This is a genomic window from Marivita sp. S2033 (assembly GCF_046592965.1).
In the GTDB taxonomy this organism is placed as follows: Bacteria; Pseudomonadota; Alphaproteobacteria; order Rhodobacterales; family Rhodobacteraceae; genus Marivita.
Genome location: NZ_JBISBV010000002.1, coordinates 400,509 through 413,759 on the forward strand (window position 1 = coordinate 400,509; position 13,251 = coordinate 413,759).

General features: G+C 63.1%; 14 protein-coding genes and 1 tRNA gene. 11 read left to right on the forward strand and 4 right to left on the reverse strand.

From position 1 onward, the window contains the following. Positions 1 to 95 precede the first annotated feature (95 nt). Positions 96 to 170 (reverse strand) — tRNA-Thr (locus ACGKZZ_RS06140). 100 nt (positions 171 to 270) lie between these two features. On the opposite strand from ACGKZZ_RS06140, the gene ACGKZZ_RS06145 reads away from it, so the two are divergent. From ACGKZZ_RS06145 to murD, 5 genes are all read left to right on the forward strand, one after another. Next, positions 271 to 453, forward strand: a complete 183-nt coding sequence (locus ACGKZZ_RS06145) for a hypothetical protein (RefSeq protein WP_411222603.1) — start codon at positions 271 to 273, stop codon at positions 451 to 453. Between the two features lie 5 nt (positions 454 to 458). Next, positions 459 to 1,730 carry a UDP-N-acetylglucosamine 1-carboxyvinyltransferase gene (gene murA, locus ACGKZZ_RS06150; protein ID WP_411222604.1) on the forward strand — a complete coding sequence of 424 codons (1,272 nt, stop codon included), beginning with the start codon at positions 459 to 461 and terminating at the stop codon, positions 1,728 to 1,730. Next, a complete protein-coding gene (locus ACGKZZ_RS06155; protein ID WP_411222605.1) occupies positions 1,727 to 2,206 on the forward strand; it encodes a DUF2948 family protein in 480 nt (159 codons plus the stop codon). Before murA ends, ACGKZZ_RS06155 begins: the two co-directional genes overlap by 4 nt. A gap of 70 nt (positions 2,207 to 2,276) precedes the next feature. Next, a complete protein-coding gene (gene hisD / locus ACGKZZ_RS06160; RefSeq protein WP_411222606.1) occupies positions 2,277 to 3,578 on the forward strand; it encodes a histidinol dehydrogenase in 1,302 nt (433 codons plus the stop codon). A gap of 11 nt (positions 3,579 to 3,589) precedes the next feature. Next, the gene (murD, locus tag ACGKZZ_RS06165; RefSeq protein ID WP_411222607.1) at positions 3,590 to 4,993 is read left to right on the forward strand and encodes a UDP-N-acetylmuramoyl-L-alanine--D-glutamate ligase; all 1,404 of its coding nucleotides are present in this window, start codon (positions 3,590 to 3,592) and stop codon (positions 4,991 to 4,993) included. A 4-nt stretch (positions 4,994 to 4,997) separates the two neighbouring features. Here murD and ACGKZZ_RS06170 read toward each other — a convergent pair whose 3' ends face one another. From ACGKZZ_RS06170 to ACGKZZ_RS06180, 3 genes are read right to left on the reverse strand one after another with little or no spacing between them, the layout of a single operon-like run. Further along, positions 4,998 to 5,654, reverse strand: a complete 657-nt coding sequence (locus ACGKZZ_RS06170) for a hypothetical protein (protein WP_411222609.1) — start codon at positions 5,652 to 5,654, stop codon at positions 4,998 to 5,000. Then, on the reverse strand, positions 5,651 to 6,313 hold the full coding sequence (locus tag ACGKZZ_RS06175; RefSeq protein ID WP_411222610.1) for a hypothetical protein: 663 nt from the start codon (positions 6,311 to 6,313) through the stop codon (positions 5,651 to 5,653). Before ACGKZZ_RS06175 ends, ACGKZZ_RS06170 begins: the two co-directional genes overlap by 4 nt. A 33-nt stretch (positions 6,314 to 6,346) precedes the next feature. Continuing rightward, positions 6,347 to 7,528: an NAD(P)/FAD-dependent oxidoreductase gene (locus tag ACGKZZ_RS06180; protein WP_411222611.1), complete on the reverse strand. Its 1,182-nt coding sequence runs from the start codon at positions 7,526 to 7,528 to the stop codon at positions 6,347 to 6,349. A 143-nt stretch (positions 7,529 to 7,671) separates the two neighbouring features. Between ACGKZZ_RS06180 and ftsW the strand changes: the two genes are divergently transcribed. The 6 genes from ftsW (at position 7,672) to murB (ending at position 13,146) form a co-directional block, all read left to right on the forward strand. After that, on the forward strand, positions 7,672 to 8,838 hold the full coding sequence (gene ftsW, locus ACGKZZ_RS06185; RefSeq protein WP_411222612.1) for a putative lipid II flippase FtsW: 1,167 nt from the start codon (positions 7,672 to 7,674) through the stop codon (positions 8,836 to 8,838). Positions 8,839 to 8,937: 99 nt separating this feature from the next. Beyond that, the gene (locus ACGKZZ_RS06190; protein ID WP_411222614.1) at positions 8,938 to 10,038 is read left to right on the forward strand and encodes a UDP-N-acetylglucosamine--N-acetylmuramyl-(pentapeptide) pyrophosphoryl-undecaprenol N-acetylglucosamine transferase; all 1,101 of its coding nucleotides are present in this window, start codon (positions 8,938 to 8,940) and stop codon (positions 10,036 to 10,038) included. A 21-nt stretch (positions 10,039 to 10,059) separates the two neighbouring features. Continuing rightward, on the forward strand, positions 10,060 to 11,457 hold the full coding sequence (gene murC, locus ACGKZZ_RS06195) for a UDP-N-acetylmuramate--L-alanine ligase (RefSeq protein ID WP_411222615.1): 1,398 nt from the start codon (positions 10,060 to 10,062) through the stop codon (positions 11,455 to 11,457). A gap of 193 nt (positions 11,458 to 11,650) precedes the next feature. Then, entirely contained in the window at positions 11,651 to 11,902 is a 252-nt protein-coding gene (locus ACGKZZ_RS06200; protein WP_411222616.1) for a DUF2484 family protein, read from the forward strand. Further along, positions 11,899 to 12,147, forward strand: coding sequence for a DUF2484 family protein (locus tag ACGKZZ_RS06205; protein ID WP_411222617.1), 249 nt, complete (start codon positions 11,899 to 11,901; stop codon positions 12,145 to 12,147). The genes ACGKZZ_RS06200 and ACGKZZ_RS06205 overlap by 4 nt, the downstream gene beginning before the upstream one ends. 48 nt (positions 12,148 to 12,195) lie before the next feature. Next, positions 12,196 to 13,146, forward strand: coding sequence for a UDP-N-acetylmuramate dehydrogenase (murB, locus tag ACGKZZ_RS06210; RefSeq protein ID WP_411222618.1), 951 nt, complete (start codon positions 12,196 to 12,198; stop codon positions 13,144 to 13,146). The last annotated feature ends 105 nt before the right edge of the window (positions 13,147 to 13,251 follow it).

Consider the following 13,251-nt stretch of genomic DNA (forward strand, 5'->3'; position numbering starts at 1 on the left):
AAGGAATAACGGCTTTCTGCCTAGCAGTGCATTGTGTCACCAGCAAGTCATCACCGGATCGGATTACGCTGTGTTACGAAAAGACAGGAGGGGGATGGTGCTGTGAGAGAGGATTGAACTCTCGACCTCTCCCTTACCAAGGGAGTGCTCTACCACTGAGCTACCACAGCGCCGGGGCGTCGGTTGTGACGTGGCGGGTGATTAGACGCAAACGGGAATCGGTGCAAGCGCAATCTGGACCCTTTTTCGCGGCTGGGATAGGAAGGCGCCATGACGCAGAAACCGACATCGGGGAAAACCAGGGCCGCGGCGCGCGAGGACAGGCTCAAGGCGGCGCTCAAGGCCAATCTCGGGCGGCGGAAAGCGCAGGCGCGGGCCAGAACGTCGGAGTCCAAGGATGCGGACGAGACAACCGGCGACACCCATAACGAGACATCGAGCGAGGGCAGTTAACACGTATGGATCAGATCATAGTGACCGGGAATGGCCCGCTCAAAGGGGAGATTCCCATCGCGGGGGCAAAAAACGCCTGCCTGACATTGATGCCCGCGACGCTGTTGAGCGAGGAGCCACTGACGCTGACCAACGCGCCGCGGCTGAGTGACATCCGCACCATGAGCACATTGTTGCAGTCGTTGGGGGCCGAGGTTCAGGCGTTGCAGGACGGTCAGGTGCTGGCCATGTCGAGCCACGATCTCACGTCGACGCGGGCGGACTATGACATCGTGCGCAAGATGCGCGCGTCGATTCTGGTTCTCGGCCCGCTTCTGGCGCGGTTCGGACATGCCGAGGTGTCCCTTCCCGGTGGCTGCGCCATTGGCGCGCGTCCCGTGGACTTGCACCTCAAGGCGTTCGAGGCGATGGGTGCAGAGCTTGAATTGCGCGACGGCTATGTTCACGCCAAGGCACCGTCGGGCGGGCTGAAAGGCGGCGTTGTCGATTTTCCGTTTGCTTCGGTCGGAGCCACGGAAAACGCGCTGATGGCGGCGACGCTGGCCAAGGGCACCACCGTCATCAAGAACGCCGCGCGCGAGCCCGAGATCGTTGATCTGGCCCGCTGTCTGCGAAAGATGGGCGCGCAGATCGACGGTGAAGGCACGTCCGAGATCACCGTGCAGGGGGTTGACCGCCTTGGCGGGGCCACGCACCGGGTTGTCACCGACCGGATCGAGCTGGGCACCTATATGCTGGCGCCGGCGATTTGTGGCGGCGAGGTGGAGTGTCTGGGTGGCACCATCGACCTCTTGGCGGCGTTTTGCGAAAAGCTGGATGCGGCGGGGATTTCGGTCGAGGAAACCGACAGGGGCCTGAAGGTTGCGCGCAAGAACGGGCGTGTGTCGGCGGTGGACGTGACAACAGAGCCGTTTCCCGGCTTTCCCACCGACCTTCAGGCGCAGATGATGGCGCTTTTGTGCACCGCCGAAGGCACCAGCGTGCTGGAGGAGAAGATCTTCGAGAACCGCTTCATGCACGCGCCGGAACTGATCCGCATGGGGGCAAAGATCGACGTCCACGGCGGGCACGCGACGGTAACCGGAGTGGAGCGTCTGAAAGGCGCGCCGGTGATGGCGACTGATTTGCGCGCCTCGGTGTCGTTGATCCTTGCCGGATTGGCGGCGGAGGGTGAAACTGTGGTCAGCCGTGTCTATCATCTGGATCGCGGGTATGAACATGTGGTGCGCAAACTTGAAAGTGTGGGCGCCAAGATCGAGCGGGTGAAAGAACAGTGAGCACAGACGCAACATTTCAAGACGGTGCCGAGCGTCCCTTGCGACTGGTCGCGATGGACGGTGATGACGTGCAGATCCTGTCAGCTTTGTGTCAGGATGCGGTGTTTCCGGCAACCGAGATGCAGTGGCAGCGCAAATCGCGGCGGTTCGGTATTCTTCTCAATCGGTTCCGGTGGGAAGACATCCCCGTCGCCGAGCGCACCGGTCGCGCGCCGGAGCGCGTGCAATGCGTTCTGGCGGTCGAGAATGTCGGCCATGTCTCGAGCCAGGGGGTGGATCGCGCCGATACCGACACGGTCATGTCGCTGCTTTCGGTGACGTTCGAACCGCAGGATGGCGACGGTGGCGCGGTCATACTGACGTTTGCCGGGGACGGGGCGATCAAACTCGAGGTCTCTGATCTTGAGATCGCGCTGAGGGATGTGACCCGACCGTATGCATCTGTGTCGGGCAAAGCCCCAAGCCATCTCGATTGACGTGCGCGCCGCTTGAGGCTGGAGGCGCAGCGCTCTAGATGTCGCGCAAAGCCCCAGCCCGGAGACCGTGATGCCCCAGTTCCTGTCCACCCAAGACACCGATTTCGAGGCGCGGTTTACGGCCCTTTTAGGAGCGAAGCGCGAAGACAGCGCGGATGTCGATGATGTGGTGGCCGATATCATTGCCGATGTCCGCACGCGTGGCGATGTAGCGGTTCTGGAACTGACGGCGAAATTTGACCGGCTTGAATTGACCGCCGACCAGATGCGTGTGTCCGAAGCCGAGATCGACGCCCAAATCGCCAAGGTGTCGGACGACGAACGAGCCGCACTTGAACTCGCCGCGCAGCGTATTCGCGGCTACCACGCGCGCCAGATGCCGAGTGACGAGATGTGGACCGACCCGGATGGCGCAACGCTTGGATGGCGCTGGACGCCGGTGTCGGCGGCGGGGCTTTATGTGCCGGGCGGGTTGGCCAGCTATCCGTCGTCGGTGCTGATGAACGCGGTTCCGGCCAAGGTGGCGGGTGTTCAAAGGCTTGCGGTGACGGTGCCGACGCCGGACGGGATCATCAACCCGCTGGTCCTCATGGCCTGCCGCATCGCGGGGGTGGACGAGGTCTACCGCATCGGCGGCGCGCAGGCGATTGCAGCATTGGCGTATGGCACGGACACCATCGCGCCGGTGGACAAGATCACCGGGCCGGGCAACGCCTTTGTCGCAGCGGCCAAGCGACGGGTGTTCGGCAAGGTCGGCATCGACATGATCGCTGGGCCGTCGGAAATTCTGGTGATTGCGGATGGCGAGAATGATCCCGACTGGATCGCGCTTGATCTGATGAGCCAGGCCGAACACGATGAAAGCGCGCAATCGCTGCTCATCACGACAGATGCCGAATTCGGTCGGGCGGTTGCCGATGCGGTCGAAAAGCGGCTTGAAACGCTGGAGCGGCGCGAGATTGCCGCCAAAAGCTGGCGTGACTTTGGCGCGATCATCACGGTGCGCGATCTCGATGAGGCGGCGGCGCTGTGCGACCGGATCGCGCCCGAACATCTGGAACTTTGCGTGCCGGACCCCGAAACGCTGTCTGACAAGATCAGCCATGCGGGGGCGATTTTCCTTGGCCAATGGACACCCGAAGCGATCGGCGATTATGTCGGTGGGCCGAACCATGTGCTGCCCACGGCGCGCTCGGCGCGGTTTTCATCGGGGCTGTCGGTGCTCGATTTCCTCAAACGCACGACGCTGGCGAAAATGTCTCCCGATGCGCTGCGGGCCATCGGTCCGGCGGCGGAAACGCTGGCACGCTCGGAATCGCTCGAGGCGCACGGGCTGTCCGTCACCGCGCGTTTGCGCAAACTGAACGGGTAAGGAGCGCGCGCATGATTCCGGTTCAAGGCTATGACGGGCGGCAGGTGGCTGTCCTTGGCTTGGGGCGCTCCGGCCTGTCGGCGGCGCGGGCGTTGCGGGCCGGCGGAGCAACCGCGATCTGCTGGGACGACAACCCAAAGGCCCGCGACGCAGCTGACGCCGAAGGGTTCGACATCCGCGACCTGACCCGCGACGGAGCATTTGACCATGTGGCGAGCCTGATCGTCAGCCCGGGTATCCCGCATCTTTACCCAGCGCCGAACCCGGTTGTTGCCAAGGCCTGGGACGCCGGTGTGCCGGTGGATAACGACATCGGCCTGTTCTTCCGTTCGCTTGCGACACAGGACTGGGACGGCTTTGACACCGTACCGCGCGTCATTGCAGTGACGGGATCAAACGGCAAATCCACAACAGCGGCGTTGATTCACCACATTTTGCAAGAAACCGGCAAGGCCAGCCAGCTTGCGGGCAATATCGGGCGCGGCGTGCTGGATATCGACCCGCCCGGCGACGGCGGTGTGGTGGTGCTGGAATTGTCGAGCTACCAGACCGATCTGGCGCGTGCGTTGACGCCGGATGTTGCCGTGTTTACCAACCTTTCGCCGGATCACCTGGACCGTCACGCCGGGCTCGGCGGGTACTTCGCCGCCAAGCGCCGGCTGTTTGCCGAAGGCGGGCCGGATCGCGCGATCATCGGGGTGGACGAGCCCGAGGGCCGCTATCTTGCGAACCAGCTGGCCGAAGGGGCTGAGGACGATCGCGTGATGCGCGTGTCCTCGGGGCAGAAGCTTGGCGGTCCGGGCTGGTCGGTTTTTGCGCGCAAGGGGTTCCTGTCGGAATGGCGCAAGGAGCGGCAGGTCGCGTCCATAGACTTGCGCGCGATCAAGGGGTTGCCGGGCGCGCACAACCACCAGAACGCCTGTGCGGCCTATGCCGCCGTGCGCGCGCTGGGCGTTGGGCCGCGCCAGATCGAGACGGCGTTGGCGACGTTTGGCGGGTTGCCGCATCGCAGTCAGATCGTGGCCGAGGCGAACGGTGTGACTTTTGTGAACGACAGCAAGGCGACGAATGTCGACAGTGCGGTAAAGGCGCTGTTGGCGTTCCGCAACATCCGCTGGATCTGCGGCGGGTTGCAGAAAGAGGGTGGGCTTGACGGGCTGATCCCCGGCTTTGCCAATGTGCGCAAAGCGTACGTTATCGGGCGCGAAGCGGACGGTTTCGCCGTACAGTTGGGCGGAGTCGAGACCGAGGCCTGCACCACGATGGAGATTGCCGTGACCCGTGCCGTTTCCGAGTCCGAAACGGGCGATGTGATCCTGCTTGCGCCGGCCGCGGCGAGTTTCGATCAATACGACAATTTCGAACAACGCGGCGAAGATTTTGTTGCACGGGTGCAAGAGGCGCTGGGCGGGTAGGCGGTCATTCAGGAGGGCGGCGCAGTTCTTGCAGGACGCCTGACTTGAACGCATCCGAGTGGATCACGCCCAGTTGCGCGGGAACACGCGGCAGGTCGAGCACATAGGCAATCGCAAACCGGTGCATCCCGCCGCCATCGCGCAGCGGCGTGCCGTCGCGGGCGATGTGGACAAGGATGCCGCCATGCTCGCGCCGTGTCTCGTTCACGCTGCCATGCGGGCGCAGGGTCCGAGTGCGTTGGGCTTCCTCATAGATCCGGTCTAGCCTGTCATACCGTGCGATCAGGTCTTCGCGTGACAGGCAGGAATCCACCCGCCCTTTTTCGGCCAGCTGATCCAGCATGAACGCGAATAACGGCGTGTCCTGCCACGGCACACCGCCCTCGAAATGGGCGCGGATGCTGTCGAGCTTGATGTGCCCGCCAAAGGGGGTGCGCGAGCGATCCCAGTCACCCGAAGCCACAAGCCCGGAATGCCGCCGCCGGAACTTGGGCGCGCCGTTGGCCGGGTCGGGCTTGTACCAATCGGTCACGTCGCGCGGGCGTATCCAGATCAATTCGTCGCTTTTCGGAGCCTCTGCGCCATAGCGCACGCGGTTGTAGACGTCGCGGGCGATCTTGACCGGCACACCGGCGCTTAATGCTTGTTGCAGATCGCTCATGCCGTCCGGTCCCGATACTGAGCCAAGGCGCCGTTTTCAAACGCTTCGGGATGAATCACACCCAACTGCGCCGGAATCCGCGTCAGCCGCAAGGCTCGCGCGATGCCGATGCGGTGGTTGCCGATGGCGCCGAAAACGGGGGCGCCATTGCGGTCGATATGGATGAACACGCCTTCCGGCAGACGCGGCGTGCCGAAGCGCCACACGGTCTTGTCGCGAAAACCGTTCTGCCGGATATCGGCATACATAACGTCGATCGCCGCGTAGCGCGCGGTGATGTCATCGGTCGTGCGGCAGCCGTCGAACTGCCCGCGCAATCCGATCATCGCCTGCATCTTCGGATACACCTTGGTCTTGGCCCACGGCACACCGTTGCGGAAATGCGCCAGACAGGCGGCGATTTTCCAGGACTGGTCAATCGGTTCGGTCTGCATGTCCCAATCGCCGCCGATCACCATGCCGGAATGCCGCCGCTTGAAGTCGGGCGTTTCGGCAGGGTTGCGCGTGTAGATGCGGCTGAGGCGGGACGGGTCGATCCAGATCCGTTCTTGTGCCTTGGGTGCGTCGCGCCCCAGAGCGGCGCGATTTGCCAGATCCCGCAAGGGGCCGCGTAACAACGCGACCGGGGCTTGCGGAACAGTGAAGGCATCATGCGGCATAAGCGGCAGATGTGGCCCAGTTCGCCCGTCCTTTCAAGGCCGCTCGCGTGCGGCTTGGCCGGCCGCAACGCCGGAACTCCACGCCCATTGGAAATTATACCCGCCGAGCCAGCCGGTCACATCCACCGCTTCGCCGATCATGAACAGGCCCGGCATGTCGCGCGACATCATGGTGCGGCTGTCGATCCGGTCGGTCGCAATGCCGCCCAGCGTGACTTCGGCGGTGCGGTAGCCTTCGCTTCCGGTTGGTTTCAACACCCAGTTGCGCAACGCATCCGTGATCTCGTCGATCCGCGCGTCCGATAGGTCGCCGACATTTCCCTGAAGTGGCAATTCGGGGGCAAGGTAGGCGATCAGCCGTTCCGGCAGAGCCTCGGCCAACGCGGTTGTGACCTTGCGTTTGCCCTGTGCCGTGCGTGCGCTGCGTAGCGTGGTGGCAAGATCCTGGTCGGGCAGAAGATTTACCGCGATCGGATCGCCTTCGCTCCAGTAGCTTGAAATCTGAAGGATCGCCGGACCGCTCAATCCGCGATGGGTGAACAGCAGCGCCTCGTCAAACTGCGTGCCGTTCGCCGACACCGCGACCGGCGTCGCCACACCCGAGAGCGGTGCAAAGCGCTGATCGCTGAAGGTGAGCGGTACGAGGCCGGGGCGGGTATCGGTGAGAGCGTGACCAAAGCGGCGCGCGATCTCATAGGAGAGGCCGGTCGCGCCCATCTTGGGAATGGATTTGCCGCCCGTGGCCAGCACCAGGTTGCGCGCCATTACGGTGTGACGCATCCCGTCGCGCTCGAGCGTTGCGGTGAATCTGTTGCCATCGTGTTGCAGATCGACAAGCGTGGTCCCAAGCCATAGCTCCGCGCCAGCACGGGCAATCTCGGCGCGCAACATCTTAACGATCTGTGTCGCCTTGTCGTCGCAAAACAATTGACCCAACGTCTTTTCATGCCAGGCGATCTTGTAGCGATCCACCAGATCAAGAAAATCCCACTGGGTGTAGCGGCTGAGGGCGGATTTGTGAAAATGTGGATTTGTTCCTAAAAACCGCGTCGGATCGGTGTGCATATTGGTGAAATTGCAGCGTCCACCGCCGGAGATGCGGATTTTTTCGCCCGGTGCCTTGGCGTGGTCGATGACCAGCGTGGATGGCCCGGCATGGGCCGCGCACATCATGCCCGCCGCGCCTGCGCCCAAAATCAATGTCTGAATTTCCATGCCCGCTCCCATCACGGATCGCGGTTTTGCACAAGCATTCGCCAAAAGCGAATCATACCTCTGGCTTGGATGCGAAAAATCCGTTACATTCGCCACAAGACCCGGAAAACACGGGCGATTGAGGCAGTCAAAGCGGTGATACCATGACAGAAATGGTCTATGGCGCGGTTCCGTCGCGTGCGGGCGAACCTGTGTTGCCAAAGTGGTGGCGCACGGTGGACAAGTGGTCGTTGTCCTGCATTCTGATCCTGTTCGGAGTGGGGATTTTGCTGGGCCTGGCGGCGTCGCCTCCCTTGGCCGAGCGCAACGGGTTCGCGCCGTTTCACTATGTTCAACGGCAAGCGGTGTTTGGCGGCCTTGCGCTGGTGGTGATGATCTTCGTCTCGACGCTCGGGCCGGTGGTCGTGCGTCGTTTGGCCGTCTTGGGCTTTATCGCGGCCTTCGTCGCGCTGTGCTTCCTGCCGTTCTTCGGCACCGATTTCGGCAAGGGCGCGGTGCGCTGGTATTCGCTGGGCTTTGCGTCGGTGCAGCCGTCGGAATTTCTCAAGCCGGCCTTCGTGATCGTGGCGGCGTGGCTCCTGGCGTCAAGTCAGGAACTGGGTGGGCCGCCGGGAAAATCACTGTCTTTCGCTCTGACGGTCAGCATCGTGCTAATGCTCGCCTTGCAGCCGGATTTCGGGCAGGCGTGCCTTGTGCTGTTCGGCTGGGGCGTGATGTATTTCGTCGCCGGTGCGCCGATGCTGCTTTTGCTGGGCATGGCCGGGGCGGTCGTGTTCTTCGGAACGGTGGCCTATCAGAACTCCGAACACTTTGCCCGCCGGATCGACGGCTTCCTCAGCCCCGACGTCGATCCGACGACGCAGCTTGGCTACGCCACAAACGCCATCCGCGAGGGCGGCTTTCTGGGGGTCGGCGTCGGCGAGGGGCAGGTGAAATGGTCGCTTCCGGATGCGCATACCGATTTCATCATCGCCGTGGCGGCAGAGGAATACGGTCTTGCGCTCGTGCTGATGATCATCGTGCTTTACACGATCATCGTCGTGCGCTCTCTGTTGCGGCTGATGCGCGAACGCGATCCGTTCATTCGCCTTGCAGGCACGGGCCTGGCCTGCATGTTCGGCGTTCAGGCGATGATCAACATGGGTGTGGCGGTGCGGCTGTTGCCAGCCAAGGGCATGACGCTGCCGTTTGTGAGCTATGGCGGATCGTCGCTGATCGCGGGGGGCATTGCCGTCGGCATGTTGCTGGCCTTTACCCGCACCCGGCCTCAGGGCGAAATCGGCGATATTCTGCGTGGACGGTTGCGGTAACGCTCGTTTCGGCCCCGTTTCGGGGGTGAAACCGCGCAGATTTGTTGACAAGGGTGTCGTTCAGGTCGCAAGAGCGGCGCTCAGGGGGATCGGGCAGCCATGACAAAACCCTATTTGATAATTGCAGCCGGGGGCACCGGCGGACATATGTTTCCCGCGCAGGCACTGGCCGAGGTCATGTTGCGGCGCGGCTGGCGGGTGAAGCTGTCGACCGACGCGCGTGGTGCGCGCTACACCGGCGGCTTTCCGCACTCCACCGAGATCGAGCAGGTCAGCAGCGCCACCTTTGCGCGCGGTGGCGTGCTGGCCAAGGGACTGGCCCCGTTCCGTATTTTGGGCGGTGTGTCGTCGATGACGGCGCGCATGGCGCGCGACAAGCCGGATGTGGTGGTGGGCTTTGGAGGATATCCCTCGATCCCGGCGCTGGGGGCGGCCACGCTGCTGCGCATTCCGCGCATGATCCATGAACAGAACGGCGTTCTGGGTCGGGTCAACGCGCGCTTTGCCAAACATGTCGACCGCGTCGCCTGCGGCACATGGCCGACCGACCTGCCGGACGGTGTAGAGGCGGTGCATGTGGGCAATCCGGTGCGGCGTGCCATACGCGACCGCGCGGGCGCGGGCTATATCTCACCGGGGGATTACCCTATGTCGATCCTCGTGATCGGTGGCAGCCAGGGCGCGCGGATCCTGTCGGACGTGGTGCCCCCCGCCATTGCCTCGCTGCCGCTGGACACATTGCAGCATTTGCGCATCAGCCATCAGGCGCGGGATGAGGACGCCGAACGTGTCGCGACCTACTACGCCGAAAACGGCGTAACAGCCGAAGTGCAGCCGTTTTTCAACGATATTCCCGCCCGCATGTCAGAGGCGCAGCTTGTGATTTCGCGCGCTGGCGCGTCGAGTGTGGCCGATATTTCGGTGATCGGGCGACCGGCGATCCTGATCCCCTATGCCGCAGCAACCAGCGATCACCAGAGCGCCAATGCACGCGGGCTGGTCGAGGCAGGGGCAGCGATCCGTATTCCGGAAAGCAAGCTGACGGTTGACAGCCTTGCCGAACAGATCGCGTCGGTCTTGCAAAACCCCGACGCGGCTTTGCAAATGTGCCTCGCCTCGGTGCGCGCCTCCAAACCCGACGCGGCGCAGGATCTGGCCGCGCTTGTCGAGACACTGGCCGGACAGGCCCCCCCACGTTGAAAAAGACGAAGGACAATACTGATGAACGCCGCCACCAAACTGCCCGTCGATATCGGCGCAATCCATTTTGTCGGCATCGGCGGCATCGGCATGTCAGGCATTGCCGAAGTGTTGGTCAATCTGGGCTATACCGTGCAAGGCTCGGATCTGAAGGCGAGCAAGATCACCGATCGTCTGGCCGATCTGGGTGCGCGCATCTTCGTCGGCCAGAGCGCTGACAACCTGGACGGGGCCGAGGTGGTCGTCACCTCGACCGCGATCAAACCCGGCAACCCAGAACTTGACGAGGCCCGCCTGCGCGGCCTGCCGGTGGTGCGCCGCGCCGATATGCTGGCCGAGCTGATGCGGCTCAAGTCCAACATCGCGGTGGCGGGCACACATGGCAAGACGACGACAACCACGATGATGGCAGAACTGATGGTGGCTGGCGGCTTTGATCCGACGGTGATCAACGGCGGCATCATTCATGCCTATGGCTCGAATGCGCGGATGGGGCAGGGCGAATGGATGGTGGTGGAGGCCGACGAGAGCGACGGCTCCTTCAATCGTCTGCCCGCGACCATCGGGATCGTCACCAATATCGACCCCGAGCATATGGAACACTGGGGCGATTTCGAGCGCCTGCGCGAGGGGTTTCAGGATTTCGTCTCGAATATCCCGTTCTACGGACTGGCGGTTTGTTGCACCGACCACGAGGAAGTGCAGCGTCTGGTGGGGCGCGTCACCGATCGCCGCGTCGTCACCTACGGGTTCAACGCGCAGGCGGATGTTCGCGCGGTGAACCTGCGCTATGAAAAGGGTGTGGCGCATTTCGATATCGCGTTGCAGGCCGAGGAGGATGTGATCGAGGAGTGTTCGCTTCCGATGCCGGGCGATCACAACGTGTCAAATGCTCTGGCGGCGGTTGCCGTGGCGCGGCATCTGGGGATGAAGAAGTCCGAAATCCGGGCAGCATTGGCCGCATTCGGCGGTGTGAATCGACGCTTTACCAAAGTTGGCGAGTGGAACGGGGTCACGATCATTGATGATTATGGTCACCATCCGGTGGAGATCGCCGCCGTACTCAAGGCCGCCCGTCAGGCCTCCGAAGGCCGGGTCATCGCGGTGCATCAGCCGCACCGCTATTCCCGTCTGTCCAGCCTGTTCGACGATTTCTGCGGCTGTTTCAACGAGGCGGACGTAGTGGCAATTGCGGATGTCTTCGCCGCCGGAGAGGCGCCGATCGCGGGCGCTTCGCGGGACGATCTGGTGGCCGGTCTGATCCGGCACGGACACCGTCATGCGCGGGCCATTCTGTCCGAGGACGACCTCGAAAGACTGGTGCGCGAGCAGGCGCGACCGGGCGACATGGTTGTCTGTCTTGGCGCAGGCACGATTTCGGCCTGGGCCAACGGGTTGCCAGAGCGGTTGAACGGATGACCGGGTTCCGTCTTTAAAGCGTTGGATTTTTGGGGGCTCTGCCCCCGGCCTTCGGCCTCCCCCGAGGTATTTGTCAACCAGAGACATGGGGTGGCGGAAAACCTGCGTTTCCACGGGATTACCGCCGTGCTGTCGTGTTTTGGCCTGAAAGTTCGGGTTTACAGGGCGCGGTTTTCACTCTGGGAGGCGGAGTATGACGCTGCTTTTGATGTGTCTTGGCTGGGTGTTCGCGTCTGCGCTCGTCGCGATGTTGCCGATGCGATGGCAATATGTGCCGGGGGTGTCGCTGTTGCTGGCGGCGCCATTCCTGATTTTCGAGATCGCGCAGGTGGCCGGGTTGCTGGCGTCGGCGCTGGGCGTGATGGCGTTTGTGTCGATGTATCGCAATCCGCTGCGCTATTTCTGGAAACGCGCAAGCGGGCAGCGGGTCGAGGTGCCGCAATGAGCTACTCGCTCAGTGCCGCCTGTTGCTGGATCATCCTTGCCGCGATCCTCGCAGCCTTGCCGTCGCGCGACAATCACTGGCGCCGGGCCTATGTGCTTATGGTGCTGGGCGCGCCCATTCTGGTTTGGGTGTATCTAGCGGACGGCATCTGGGTCGGATTGCTGATAACGCTGGCGGTCGTGTCGGTGTTTCGCTGGCCGGTGCGGTATCTGCTGGTCTGGATCAAGCGGCAGATCGCGGGCTAGGCGGAATGTGGCTTTACGCGTCGCCTTTGCCGGGGCAAAACGCAGGCCATGAGTGAGGTATCCCGATCACAGCTTCCCGACGTTCGGGGCCGGTTGACGCCGGACAAACCGCTGTCCGAACTGACATGGTTGCGCGTGGGCGGGCCCGCTGACTGGCTGTTTCAACCCGCCGATCTGGAGGATCTGCGCGTTTTCTTGCGGGACGTGCCACGCGACGTGGCGATGTTTCCGATCGGGGTCGGATCAAACCTGATCGTGCGCGATGGCGGCTTGCGCGCGGTGGTGATCCGGCTGGGGCGCGGCTTCAACGGGATCGAGACCGGAGACGGTCGCGTGACCGCCGGAGCCGCCGCGCTCGATGCGCATGTGGCGCGGAAGGCGGCGGATGCCGGGCTAGACCTGACGTTTCTGCGCACCATACCGGGCGCCATCGGTGGCGCGGTGCGGATGAACGCGGGCTGTTACGGGTCGTATGTCTCCGATCATCTGATCGAGGTTCGGGTGGTGACGCGGGACGGCGATCTGCTGACCGTTTCGGCATCCGATCTGAACCTCGGCTATCGTTCCAGCGCTGTGCCGGAGGGCGCGGTGATCATTGAGGCGGTCTTCAGGGCCGACGCGGGTGATCCGGATGCGTTGCACGCGCGGATGGCGGAGCAACTGGCCAAGCGTGATGCGACACAACCCACCAAGGACCGCACGGCCGGCAGCACGTTTCGCAACCCGGCCGGATATTCCTCGACCGGGGCGGCGGACGATGTGCATGACCTCAAGGCGTGGAAGGTGATCGAGGATGCCGGGTTGCGCGGCGCGCGGCGGGGCGGGGCGCAGATGTCGCCCAAGCATCCGAACTTCTTGGTCAATACCGGAGCGGCGAGCGCAGCGGATCTCGAGGGATTGGGCGAAGAGGTGCGAAAAAGGGTTTTCCAACACTCTGGAATAGAGTTAGAGTGGGAAATTAAGCGGATCGGTGAACCGGGCGCTGGTGACGAAGGGTAAACCTTCGCGCATTCGAGGCAGTGCAACGAGCAGGTTGCAGACAATATAATAAGGGGCGCAGCCCCGGGCGGAAACGGGGGCAAACCCCGTGATTTGAGGCGTTTT